Here is a 12,205-nt window from a genome sequence, read left to right as displayed (position 1 = left end):
GTAAGCTAGATGGGGTCAGGGTCGAATAAGCTGAGCTTTGGAGCTCAAAAAATAAGTATTGAAGATATAGTTCGCGTTGCCCATCAAGGTACTCCTGTTGAACTATCTACTGACACCTTATTTACCAAAAAAGTTGACGAAGGGGTGCGCTTTTTAGACCAATTGCTTAAGGAAGAAGGGCATATATATGGCGTCACTACTGGTTATGGAGACTCATGCACAGTTGAAGTACCGCTATCCCTTGTAGATGAATTACCAATGCACTTAACCCGTTTTCATGGTTGTGGTTTAGGTAATTACTTTTCTTTGGAACAGGGGCGTGCCATCTTGGCAGCGCGAATAGTGTCTTTGTCACAGGGCTATTCTGGCGTCAGTTGGGAGCTACTAAATTTACTAGTGGATATGCTCAACAATCAAATAATACCAGTGATACCTGAAGAAGGTTCAGTTGGCGCAAGCGGCGATTTAACTCCCCTGTCCTATGTTGCGGGGGCGCTAATCGGTGAGCGCGATGTGTATTATAACGATGCTATAATGCCAAGTGCAGAAGCTTTCAAACAAGCAAGTTTACAACCGATTAAATTGCGTCCTAAAGAGGGCTTGGCAATAATGAATGGTACGGCTGTTATGACCGCCCTTGCATGCTTAGCTTTTGACAGGGCTGAATATTTAACTAAGTTAATGGCGAGGGTCACTGCACTATCTAGCCTTGCTTTAAAAGGCAACAGTAATCATTTTGATGACATTTTGTTTAGTGTGAAACCTCATCCAGGGCAAAACCAAATTGCTGCTTGGATCCAAAATGACTTGAATCATCACTCTCATCCGCGTAACTCTCAGCGATTGCAGGATCGTTATTCAATACGCTGTGCCCCGCACATAATTGGTGTTTTACAAGACAGTTTACCTTGGTTTAGAACCTTCATTGAGAATGAATTGAACAGTGCTAACGATAACCCGATCGTTGATGGCATAGGCGAACATGTATTACACGGAGGACACTTTTACGGCGGTCATATTGCCATGGCAATGGACTCAATGAAAAATTGCGTGGCTAATTTAGCTGACTTAGCTGACCGTCAAATCGCCACTATGGTCGACGTAAAAATGAATCATGGCTTACCCTCTAACTTGTCTGGCGCAAAGGGTGAACGTCGTTATATCAACCATGGTTTTAAAGCGATACAAATTGGGTGTTCAGCTTGGACTGCTGAGGCATTGAAACTCACTATGCCAGCGAGTGTTTTTTCTCGTTCTACTGAATGCCACAATCAAGACAAAGTGAGTATGGGGACAATCGCGGCGAGAGATTGTTTAAGAGTGTTACAGTTAACTGAGCAAGTAGTTGCTGCCACTTTGCTTGCATCAGTTCAAGGCATAGGGTTGCGAATTGAAATGGGGGAGTTGGATAAACACTCATTGACTAAAGATGTCAGTACTATGTTGGATGACATCGGCAGCTTCTTTACCTTAATCGAAGAAGACAGGCCAACTGACGGGTTGTTGCGAGAAACCATAGAGTATATCCAACAAAAAAGATGGAACTTATATGAAAGCTAAAGCGTTGCTTAGTACTACTACTGAGTTAGAAGTACAGTTTTTTGATGTAGATTCGATGCGTGTTGTTTGGCACGGTAATTACGTTAAGTATCTTGAAGTTGCTCGATGTGAATTATTGAAATTATTTGATTACAATTATTTGCAAATGGAAGCTTCAGGTTATATGTGGCCCATAGTTGATATGCGCCTTAAGTATGTTGCTTCTGCTAGGTTGAGTGAATGGATAACTATTGAAGCCCGTTTAGTCGAATATCAAACACGAATAAAAATAGACTATATAGTGCGTGACAAGGCGACGGGAGCTGTATTGACCAAAGCCCATACTATACAGGTCGCAGTGGAGATGAGTACCGGGGAGATGTCTTTCAACACTCCCCAATGTTTGCTTGATAAATTGGCCCCGTTTCTAGAAAAGGAATAAATATGAGCGAGTGTGAAGTTTGTGATGTTGTTATCATTGGTGCAGGACCCGCCGGCGCAATAGCGGCTTCAATGCTGGTTCAAGATGGTTGGAACACTGTTGTAGTAGAGCGTGAAAGTTTTCCACGATTTTCAATTGGTGAAAGTTTACTGCCTCATTGCATGGAATTTGTTAAACAAGCTGGTATGTTAGAGGCGCTTAACGCCAATGCCGAAGATTTAGCCTTTCAATTTAAAAATGGGGCCGCTTTTTATCGTAAAGGTGAACGTTCTGAATTTAATTTTGAAGAGAAATTCTCCACCGGCCCTGGCACGACTTTTCAAGTTAAGCGTGCTGCCTTTGATAAGTTACTAGCTGACGAAGCTGCTCGTATTGGTGCCGATATTCGTTATCAGCAAAGTGTCGAAGAAGTGGTAACCCATGAAGAAGGTGTTACCTTAAAAATAGCATCTTTAGAACATAGCTATCAATTAAAAGCCCGCTTTGTGCTTGATGCAAGTGGTTTTGGGAGAGTACTACCGCGCTTGTTAGACCTGCATGTACCTAGCGATTTGCCCCCACGAAATGCGGTTTTCACCCATTTCAAAGACAATATTAAAGCCGACGCAAATTTTGACCGAAATAAAATTTTGATTACGGTTCATCCTGAAATTGAAGACTTATGGTACTGGTTGATCCCCTTTTCAGATGGCACTTCTAGCTTGGGAGTGGTGGCTCGACCGGAATTATTTGACGCCGAAAAATCATTAGAAGAGCAGTTGTGGGCCTTTATCAATCAAGATGACAATTTAACTGAATTATTTGAAAACGCCGAAATTATACAACCAGCGAAAATGATCGGCGGGTACGCATCTAATGTTAAATCTCTATATGGTCCTGGATTTGCCTTACTTGGTAATGCTGGTGAATTTCTCGATCCGGTGTTTTCTTCTGGCGTGACCATTGCGATGCGTTCCGCGGTGAGCGCCGCACAATTAGTCACTCGAGAACTCAATGGCGAACAAGTAGACTGGCAAGTTGAATACGCTAATAACCTTAAAAAAGGCATAGAAGTATTTAAGACTTTTGTGACCTCTTGGTATGATACCAGCTTCCAAAATGTGGTTTTTTTCCAGTCCCAAGATACTGAAATTAAACCCATGATCACTTCCATTCTTGCGGGTTATGCATGGGACGAGAATAATCCTTTCGTAAAAAGTTCGAAACGTGGCATGCGTATGTTATCCAAATTATGTGAGGCGGATTAACTCCATGGCCAAGCAACACTATGGTCAGTTGGATAAAATCTACATTAATGACTTTGGTTTAATCAACGCGCTAGGGGGGACCCTAGAGGAAATCAGTCTGAATTTATTCGCCGGCTCACAACAGGGATTTGTAGAGCGCAATGATATTTTGCCAGATGCAACTGTATTTGTGGCCGAAGTAGCCAGTCAATTACCAGACATAAAAACCTATCCTAAACATTTCCACAGCCGCAATAATCAACTGGCATTGCAGGCCTATAACCAAATAGCAGCCACAGTAGAATCACTCAAAAATAAATATTCTGAACAAAGGATAGGGGTGATATTAGGCACCAGTACCTCAGGGATCGCCCAAGGCGAATCGGCTATGGAAGTTAGGCAACAAACAGGTGAGTTTCCTGCGGAATATGATTATCGAGTCCAAGAAATTTCTAATGTGGCCGAGTTTATCAGTTTAGTTGCGGGCCTTTCGGGCGTTTCTATGGCAATTTCAACCGCCTGTTCTTCTAGTGCCAAAACCTTCATTACGGCCAGCGAATTAATTCGCGCAGGTGTGATTGACGCAGCCATAGTGGGAGGTGTTGATTCTTTATGCTCGATGACGGTCAATGGGTTTAGTGCTTTGGAGTCTACATCATCTGGAATTTGTAAACCTTCGAGTGTTAATCGCGATGGTATTAATATAGGAGAAGGTGCGGCTTTGGCTGTCATTAGTAAAGATAAATCCGACTTGCGGCTACTAGCTGGCGGGGAATCGAGTGATGCTCATCATATGTCAGCTCCCCATCCTCAAGGGCGAGGAGCGATTGATGCTATGCAGCAAGCCCTTAATAACGCTCAGATAACTAGTCAACAAATCGACTATATTAACCTGCATGGTACCGCGACGCCCAAGAATGATTCTATGGAGGCGATAGCTGTAGCGGAACTTTTTCCTCATCAACCTTTTGTGAGTTCAAGTAAAGGCAGTATTGGGCATACATTAGGGGCCGCGGGCGCCACAGAGATCGGTTTTTGTTGCTTAGTGTTACGTCATCAAAAATTAGCACCCCATGTGTGGGATCATGAGGTTGACCCTGAGTTACCCAAGCTTAATTGGGTTGCAAACTGTAACAACAATACCAGCAACCTGCGTTGTTGTTTGAGTAACTCTTTTGCTTTTGGTGGCAACAACGTAAGCCTAATTGTAGGACGTGAAATATGAATGAATACCCAATAGAGCTGGTTTTGCCCCACGCCCATCCTATGATTTTGGTGGATAGATTAGTGCATTACACAGATACGTCTTCAACCTGTACGGTTAAAATCACCCCGTGCAGCAATTTTTACAACCCTGAACGCAACAGTGTACCTTCCTATGTAGGTATTGAATATATGGCGCAAACCATAGCGGCCTATGCCAACGTCTTAAAACTCGATAGCGGTGGTACGGTTAGTTTAGGTTTTCTAGTAAGTGCTCGAAATTATATGACTCAGGTTAGGGAGTTTGCCCTAGACACTGAATTATTAATTCAGGTGGAATTGTTATTTAAAGAGGCGAATGGCTTAAGCGTATTTGATTGTCGAATTAAACAAGATGAAAAAATAGTCGTTGAAGCAAAAATCAATGTTTTTGAGCCAGATGAGCCCGAACTGTATTTGCAGGAGCAAGCACAAAAATGAATAGAAGAGTATTAGTTACAGGTTCCAGTAAAGGTATCGGTAAAGCCATTGCGTTGCGATTGGCTCAAGATGGTTTTGATATTGTTGTGCATTGCCGAAATGATGCCGCTGGAGCCCAAGAAACCGTCGCAGCCATTAAAGAATTAAATGTAGAAGCGTATTTTTTACAATGTGATGTAGCGAACCGAGCACAGTGTAAAGCAGTGTTTGATGCAGATATTGCCGAGCACGGTGCCTATTACGGTATTGTTTGCAATGCAGGTGTAACACATGACACCGCTTTTCCGGCCATGACAGGAGACGAATGGGATAGCGTGATCCACACTAATTTAGACGGTATCTATAATGTATTACACCCATTGGTGATGCCTATGGTCAGTAAACGCAAAGGCGGTCGTATAGTTACCATGGCATCGGTATCAGGGGTAATAGGCAATCGTGGTCAAGTAAACTATAGTGCTTCTAAGGGGGGCGTTATAGCTGCGACTAAGGCTCTATCTTTAGAGCTAGCCAAACGCAAGATAACAGTTAATTGTGTGGCGCCGGGCTTAATTGATACGGGTATGACAGATGAACTGCCCATAGATGAAATTGTTAAAATGATTCCTTTAAAACGTGTTGGACAAGTAAATGAGGTCGCGGCAACCGTTGCGTTCTTAATGTCAGATGATGCGTCGTATATTACTAGGCAAGTCATCTCAGTAAATGGTGGGATGGCCTAATGAAACGTGTGGTAGTAACAGGTATGGGGGTGGTGTCAGCTTTTGGCGACAATTGGACTGACTTTGAAAAACACCTACGAAGTAACAACAATGCCGTCAAGCATATGCCGCAGTGGGAAGATGTGAAAGGTTTGCACTGTAAACTCGCTGCGCCAGTTACCGATTTTGTCAAACCCAGCCACTATACCCGTAAAATGACGCGCTCCATGGGGCGAGTGTCTGTAATGGCGACCAAAGCTACCGAGTCAGCTTTGGAACAAAGTCAATTGCTTAATAGCGAGGTGATAACTAACGGCGATACGGGCATTTCTTATGGTTCTTCTATTGGTTCCACTCCACCCATAGTAGCCTTTGGTGATTTACTGAAAGATCACGATATGTCGGGCATTACGGCAACCAGTTATATTCAAATGATGAATCATACTAGTGCGGTAAATCTAGGCGTCTTTTTTGGCGTAAAGGGCCGAATTCATACTACCAGTTCAGCATGTACATCAAGTTCACAAGGGATAGGATATGCCTACGAAGCCATAAAGTTCGGTAAACAAAAAGTCATGATTGCTGGTGGCGCTGAAGAATTATGTCTTTCTGCGGTGGCGGTTTTTGATACTTTGTTTGCGACTAGTACCCGAAATAATGACCCTCAATCAACACCTCGTCCATTTGATGTTGACCGAGATGGCCTAGTAATAGGAGAGGGGGCCGCCACCCTGATTTTAGAAGAGTATGATCATGCAGTATCGAGAGGCGCACCAATACTCGCTGAAATTGTTGGTTTTGCTACCAACTCAGATGGTGTACATGTGACTCAACCTGAGTCTGACACTATGGCGACGGCTATGAAATTGGCCTTAGAAGATGCCAAGCTACCCGCTTCTGAGATTGGTTATGTGAGTGCCCATGGCACAGCAACAGATAAAGGAGATGTTGCCGAAACGTCGGCAACCGCTTTAGTGCTTGGCAAAAACAAACCTATTAGTTCATTGAAGAGTTATCTTGGCCATACTTTAGGTGCGTGTGGAGCGTTAGAGGCGTGGGCTAGCATTGAAATGATGGATCGCAAATGGTTTGCGCCCACATTGCAGTTGCAGAATCTCGATCCTCGATGTGGTGAGTTAGATTACATCACGGGGCAGGGGATGCAGATAGATACCGAGTATGTGATGTCTAATAATTTCGCATTTGGAGGCATCAATACTTCACTTATCTTTAAGAAATGGGCCTAATTTGCTGGATTTTGTTCCACAAGACAAATAAATAGACACTACCTAAGGCAGTGTCTATTTAATAGATTCAGCGAATTTGAGTAACTACACCTTTGTCATCAAAGTCGATCGCTTGGCGAGTCCATTTGTTAGACCAGTACATCCAAGTGTTGCCATCTAATGTTGGATTGGCATGTATAGGTGGTCTACCCATAGTAAAGAGAATTGCATCCTTAGTCATACCGACTCTGGGTTTTCCCGATTTAATGCCGTCCTGATCTGCCTGACTTAAACTTGCGACTTTAGCTTCATCACAACTTGTGCCAAAGTATTGTTTAAAGTTTTGCTCTAAGGATTGACCTGCTTTTTTGGTGTGTTTATCCCACACATAACGGTAAGTCATCCCTTGATAGACAAATTCAATTTCCTTTTTACCAATATCCTCTATTTTTACTTCCGAGCACATAGGGATCAAACTAGGTAATTGGTAATTAAGCGCATAAAGCACTCTGCGTTTTGGGTCGGGATGTAAATTAACCTTGGTGACCATAGTTGCATTTTCTTTAAATCCGCTTTTTGCTTCAGCGTTTACTACTAAAGAATGACTCATAGCTACTGTACCAATAGCTAGTACTATAGTTCGTAACGAGTTTGCTTTGATTTTTAACTTCATATTGTAGTCCTTTTAAAGTTAGAGTAGAGACTGGAACTCGGTAACATCATTTAAATGCACTTAAAGATAATAATCTACTTTGAAGTTGTTTTTCCATTTCAGCACATTTAACTAACACTTCACTGATATCTTGTAGCGAAATCGACTTCCTATCTTTACAAAATAACACCGCTTGCACTGCGAAACTACGCCATTGATCGCCAATTTCAGTGACAAATTGTGATAATTCAAATAGCTCAGAGTCACCAGTTAATTTTGACGATTCATCCAAAAAACTAGCAAATATAAACCTAAAGCCAGCGCCACCTGTACCAATTTCTTCTTGCATACGCACTATATGCCCTAAGTATAAACGCGCGTATTTACTGGGCTTGTTTTGAAGCTCTACTATTTTTTTAGCTAAATAATGAATGCCTTTAACCCCAAAGAAGGGGATGCCAGGAATAGGGATGCCATTCATCATTTTTGCCGTTTTTTTGATGGCCTTATAAATTTGCGGTGCCAAGTCTATGTTGTCGGGGATTTCTCCAAGAATATACATCAGACCCTTAGGTGCTAATGCGCCCTTCGCAAATCGAGCGCGCTGAAGATCCTCGGGAGAGCAGGTCACGACCTCTTCAAAAACGGGATCACTGATGAGGTAGTCGCCCTGTTGATTTTTTCCATACACAGTAAGGTTGTGCGCATTGAAATGAAAGCGCATATCTTCAGGAAAATAAGGTAACCAATAGACCGAAGTTTGCAAACCAACAATATGCCCCTCTGCTAGTGCATTATCTAATGCTTGCATACCTTTTTTGGGGCTAGAAAATCTTTGACTCATAAGTTCAATATTGAGCTTTTTCGCCACCGATTTGATAATGCTTTTAGGGGGCATACGGTAAGCGATTAACGGTAAACCGGCCATTTTAACAAAAGGCAGATACGCAAAAGTTAGCGCTGATGCCAAGCCGAAAGCCATAGGTTCACTCATGGCAAAACCTTTACTACTCAACATATTCGATACTACGCCTGTTTCACAATGAGAAGATTGCTGGTGTCGCAGATGATTAACTATTTCACTCATGGTTTTTCAGGGACTCTGGTTAATTGTTCTGTAGTAATAGAAAATGTGGCAGCATAAATTTTGAGTTTTCGTTGGCTTAAACGGTTAAACGTCTGTGGTATAAGGTGACGACGAATTTGCCATTGAAAAAAACCAGTAGCTTGGGACAAGGAAGTAATATCTAGGCGATGTTTACACATGTGATATGCCAGCGCTGAAGCTTTACCAGAATGGTAATCTTCGATGGCGTCAATTGTTTGTTGTTTAAGCTCATCCACGGCCATTTGGGTTGCAAAGTTTTCAATTTCCCAACCACTAGATTGAATACCCGTATAGTGGCCATTGTCTTCTACCGCATAAAGTAGCTTCTTATGACCGCTGTAACTCGGGCTATTGTCTTGTGGAACCTGTTTGGCTTTCATGTATTTATACTACCGTTAGTTGCATAAACGCGCTGGAAAACCTACCACTTTCAGGGATATAACAGAGTATCTTTTGTCCAACTTGTATTGACTGTGTTTTAAACAATTCTTCTAGCATAATCAATATTGATGCTGATCCAGTATTGCCTTTCTCGCTTAAATTGGTAAACCATTTTCCATAGGGCAATTCAAAGTCAATGTTGACTAGTGATTGGTACACTTTTTCACGAAAATACGCTGATGAGTAATGGGGCAGAAAATAATCGTAGTCGTCTGCATCTAACTGGCGTTTAGCCACTATACGTTTAAGGGTTTCTTCTACAGTGATGCGGACTACGTTGTCGTTTAACAGTCGAACATCTTGTTTGACTGAAAAAACAGCTTGTTGCCCTCTTTCTTCGCTGTTGTATGAGGTCCAACTTTTCAGTTCACCCTCTACTTTTTCAGCTCCTGCATACATACAGGCTTCTAGTTCATTGGCAAAAGAAAAGCTATCAATCCAATCTAATCGTAAAGACAGTCCATCAGGATTAGGTTGGTTAGTTACCAAGGCTGCTCCCGCTCCGTCTGATAACATCCATCTCAAAAAGTCTTTCTCAAAGGCCATTTCTGGGTGTTGTGCCAATGAGTCGATTTTATGCTGGCGTTCGGCTTCAAAGTTTCGAGCATGCATCACCGCTGAGGCTAACTCGCTGGCAACTACTACACTTTTACTGCTTTCACCGGATTTAATATTAAGATAGGCGTATTTAAGAGCTGTGACGCCACACAAACACACCCCTGAAGTCGACACAATTTCACAAGGAGGATTATTAAGTTCACCGTGCACCATAGCCCCGTGGTTAGGCATTAGTTGATCAGGAATCGATGAAGAAGCGACTAATGTATCGATGTCTTGCATTTCACTGTCTTCGTTAAACAAGCCTCGCACAGCTTGCGCGGCTAAAGCTGCATTAGTGTAATTTTGCTCTCCAGTTTCTGGGTCGATGGCGTAGTAACGTTGCTTAATGCCATTACTTCTCAAGATTACGGCACGGGCACGTGATTTTACCCCTCCAACTTTACCCAAAATGTCTTCCATTTGATTATTGTTGACTACAGCATTAGGCAGAGCAACAGACAAATTGTTGATGTAAACGTGTTTTGTCATTGATTAATTATTCTCCTGAAGGCTCTGCATAATACTTCTTTTGTTCCGTAATTTTGGTTCGTGTTAATGGTGAGATAAGTTTCTTAATCAGAGCGCTTATAGGTACAACTGTTAGAATTAGAGTCAGTAAAAACACCACGTAAACTGTTAATCCAAGGGCTCTTCGGGTGCTTTGCTGCGGGCCAATTTTGCGCAGTATTTTGGACCAGATACCAAAGCTATGATTAGCCATTGTTTCACTAGCGATTAACTTTTCGTTGATAGTAACAGCTGATAATCCCTTAAACATGCTTTGAGTTAAAGGTGTGGCATCATTTTCAAGTCGACTTTTAATTGCTACTCCGAAACGTTCGGCATCAGCGATGTCTTGGTCTGATACTCCGGCTGCTGGCACCCAAGAAAGGGGCTTTTTGTTGCCTGTTAACATCCATAAAGGTGTGGCCAAAAAGCTAAAAAATGCGCCGCAATCATCACTCAAAACAACGTTATCCAACAACTTAGCTTGTAATTTCGATAACTGTGCTTTGACTTTTTCCTGCGCCATCAGCCACATGCCTCTACAACCTATAACTGTGATAACTGGGGTGTCAGCCAACAATGATTTTGCCTGTGAACTTTGTAGAAAGGACGCAATTGGCAACGAGGGTGATAGAAACCACACCTGATAGGGCAAAATGACTAAATCATATTGTTGGTATTTGGGCGTAATAGGTTTTAATTCCACTGGTTCCATAGCCACTGTTTCAGGAAAAATCCTAAAAAACTGCAGAAACGGCCAAGGGAACGGAAAGGGTTTAGCCGGCTCTATGTTAATGACTTCGAATTCTATTTGTTCACTTTGGATAATTGGCTGACTAATAGATTGTAATATTCGAGAGAGTTGACCGGTTTGAGAGTAGTTAATTGCAAGCACTTTACGCATAAATAGAGGGCCAGTTTGTCCTTCAACAAGTTAGCCGTTAGTATACCTGTTAACGATTATTTGTGAACCCTGAGACAAAGTGTGTTGAAGAATAAATATTTTTTAGTGGGTTTTTTATGGGCGTTTTTGAATACGTCCTGTGCATTTGCAGCATCATTGACGCTAGACATCGAAGGCCATGACAAAAAAACTGGGCAACTTCACATAGCGGTTTATCAAGTAAAAGGAGCATTGACTGACAAATTAAAATGGGATGACCTGGAGTTAGTGCATAAACTGACTGAACTCGTGGATGCAGACCAAGCTCAGCAGCCAAAAGTTAAATTGGCAATTAATGACTTGCCTATTGGTTTCACTTGTATACGTTTGTATTTGGACTTAAACAATAATCAATTGTTGGAGCGTTCTTCTATGGGTATCCCTCTCGAACCAGTAGGTTTTAGTAATAATCCTTCATTATTCAAGGGAGAACCTATCCCCCTAGATAGTTGTTTTTTGTTGCAACAAAGCAGCAATATTCAAAACATTAAACTCAAACATCATAAAAAGCGAAAATGAAAATTTAAGCAATATTCAGTTATAAATTAACATCAACGACCGCTGGCAAATCAATAGTGGCAAGAGAACTGAGCTGACTTAAGTGTTGCAGTTTGGGATAGATGTTATGTTGTGCTTGGGGAGCACCTAATAATAAGGCGTGGCAAACTCGTTCAAGTTCGGTTTCTTGCCAGATTAATAAAATCACTGCCGCTTTCTTGTCTGCATTGGTTTCAAGAGCACTAAGCAATAAACTTTTCTTTAAGGCATCTGTATCAGCGCCAATGAATAAATTGCTACCAGTAATGGAAAACTCTTTGGCAATATAAAAATTTGCAGCATTGCCTACCGTAGCCACAAAGTCTAAAGGGCGAATGGCACGATTTTGCTTTAAGTCGAGTAACATTTGTTGAATCAATTCGATAGAAAAATACTGAGCACAACTTATGAGTGAGTATTTTTTAAAGTCGAAATTATCCGCTCTTAGTTCTGCGACTGCAGCTAATGCACACAAAGTGAAATTATCTAAGCGCCTTACCGCCACCGCGTATTTTTGTTTGACTTGCTGGCGTAAACTTTTATTGTCAAGGGCGCGGCTATGACTAAAACAGGCATAGTTATATAAAGTAATTTGCATGA

The 12,205-nt window shown here is 41.9% G+C and carries 14 protein-coding genes; 8 read left to right on the top strand and 6 right to left on the bottom strand.

Features of this window, described 5'->3' with window-relative positions; translation table 11 throughout:
• Positions 1–9: 9 nt before the first annotated feature.
• From ABJK37_RS19825 to ABJK37_RS19795, 7 genes are read left to right on the top strand one after another with little or no spacing between them, the layout of a single operon-like run.
• A complete protein-coding gene (locus ABJK37_RS19825; protein WP_348357502.1) occupies positions 10–1,560 on the top strand; it encodes an aromatic amino acid ammonia-lyase in 1,551 nt (516 codons plus the stop codon).
• A complete protein-coding gene (locus tag ABJK37_RS19820; RefSeq protein WP_348357500.1) occupies positions 1,550–1,981 on the top strand; it encodes an acyl-CoA thioesterase in 432 nt (143 codons plus the stop codon). Before ABJK37_RS19825 ends, ABJK37_RS19820 begins: the two co-directional genes overlap by 11 nt.
• A 2-nt stretch (positions 1,982–1,983) precedes the next feature.
• A complete protein-coding gene (locus tag ABJK37_RS19815) occupies positions 1,984–3,228 on the top strand; it encodes an NAD(P)/FAD-dependent oxidoreductase (protein WP_348357498.1) in 1,245 nt (414 codons plus the stop codon).
• Positions 3,229–3,232: 4 nt separating this feature from the next.
• Positions 3,233–4,432: a beta-ketoacyl-[acyl-carrier-protein] synthase family protein gene (locus ABJK37_RS19810; protein ID WP_348357496.1), complete on the top strand. Its 1,200-nt coding sequence runs from the start codon at positions 3,233–3,235 to the stop codon at positions 4,430–4,432.
• Complete coding sequence (locus ABJK37_RS19805) at positions 4,429–4,890, top strand: 3-hydroxylacyl-ACP dehydratase (RefSeq protein WP_348357493.1); 462 nt, start codon at positions 4,429–4,431, stop codon at positions 4,888–4,890. The genes ABJK37_RS19810 and ABJK37_RS19805 overlap by 4 nt, the downstream gene beginning before the upstream one ends.
• A complete protein-coding gene (locus ABJK37_RS19800; RefSeq protein ID WP_348357491.1) occupies positions 4,887–5,612 on the top strand; it encodes a 3-ketoacyl-ACP reductase FabG2 in 726 nt (241 codons plus the stop codon). Before ABJK37_RS19805 ends, ABJK37_RS19800 begins: the two co-directional genes overlap by 4 nt.
• Positions 5,612–6,838: a beta-ketoacyl-ACP synthase gene (locus tag ABJK37_RS19795; RefSeq protein WP_348357489.1), complete on the top strand. Its 1,227-nt coding sequence runs from the start codon at positions 5,612–5,614 to the stop codon at positions 6,836–6,838. Before ABJK37_RS19800 ends, ABJK37_RS19795 begins: the two co-directional genes overlap by 1 nt.
• Positions 6,839–6,905: 67 nt before the next feature.
• On the opposite strand, the gene bamE is transcribed toward ABJK37_RS19795, so the two are convergent.
• Genes bamE through ABJK37_RS19770 form a run of 5 tightly spaced genes read right to left on the bottom strand, consistent with a single transcriptional unit; the run spans position 6,906 to position 11,029 of the window.
• Positions 6,906–7,490 carry an outer membrane protein assembly factor BamE gene (gene bamE, locus ABJK37_RS19790; protein WP_348357487.1) on the bottom strand — a complete coding sequence of 195 codons (585 nt, stop codon included), beginning with the start codon at positions 7,488–7,490 and terminating at the stop codon, positions 6,906–6,908.
• Between the two features lie 46 nt (positions 7,491–7,536).
• Entirely contained in the window at positions 7,537–8,556 is a 1,020-nt protein-coding gene (locus ABJK37_RS19785) for a BtrH N-terminal domain-containing protein (RefSeq protein WP_348357485.1), read from the bottom strand.
• Complete coding sequence (locus ABJK37_RS19780) at positions 8,553–8,957, bottom strand: hypothetical protein (RefSeq protein WP_348357483.1); 405 nt, start codon at positions 8,955–8,957, stop codon at positions 8,553–8,555. Before ABJK37_RS19780 ends, ABJK37_RS19785 begins: the two co-directional genes overlap by 4 nt.
• Before the next feature lie 4 nt (positions 8,958–8,961).
• On the bottom strand, positions 8,962–10,107 hold the full coding sequence (locus ABJK37_RS19775) for a beta-ketoacyl-ACP synthase III (RefSeq protein WP_348357481.1): 1,146 nt from the start codon (positions 10,105–10,107) through the stop codon (positions 8,962–8,964).
• Positions 10,108–10,114: 7 nt separating this feature from the next.
• Positions 10,115–11,029: a dialkylrecorsinol condensing enzyme gene (locus ABJK37_RS19770; RefSeq protein WP_348357479.1), complete on the bottom strand. Its 915-nt coding sequence runs from the start codon at positions 11,027–11,029 to the stop codon at positions 10,115–10,117.
• 81 nt (positions 11,030–11,110) lie between these two features.
• Between ABJK37_RS19770 and ABJK37_RS19765 the strand changes: the two genes are divergently transcribed.
• Positions 11,111–11,587 carry a DUF2141 domain-containing protein gene (locus tag ABJK37_RS19765; RefSeq protein WP_348357478.1) on the top strand — a complete coding sequence of 159 codons (477 nt, stop codon included), beginning with the start codon at positions 11,111–11,113 and terminating at the stop codon, positions 11,585–11,587.
• A 19-nt stretch (positions 11,588–11,606) separates the two neighbouring features.
• Here ABJK37_RS19765 and ABJK37_RS19760 read toward each other — a convergent pair whose 3' ends face one another.
• Positions 11,607–12,203, bottom strand: a complete 597-nt coding sequence (locus ABJK37_RS19760) for a hypothetical protein (RefSeq protein ID WP_348357476.1) — start codon at positions 12,201–12,203, stop codon at positions 11,607–11,609.
• Between the last annotated feature and the right edge of the window lie 2 nt (positions 12,204–12,205).

The organism is Paraglaciecola sp., assembly GCF_039964565.1.
Classification (GTDB): domain Bacteria; phylum Pseudomonadota; class Gammaproteobacteria; order Enterobacterales; family Alteromonadaceae; genus Paraglaciecola.
This window is presented reverse-complemented; position numbering and strand designations above follow the sequence as displayed.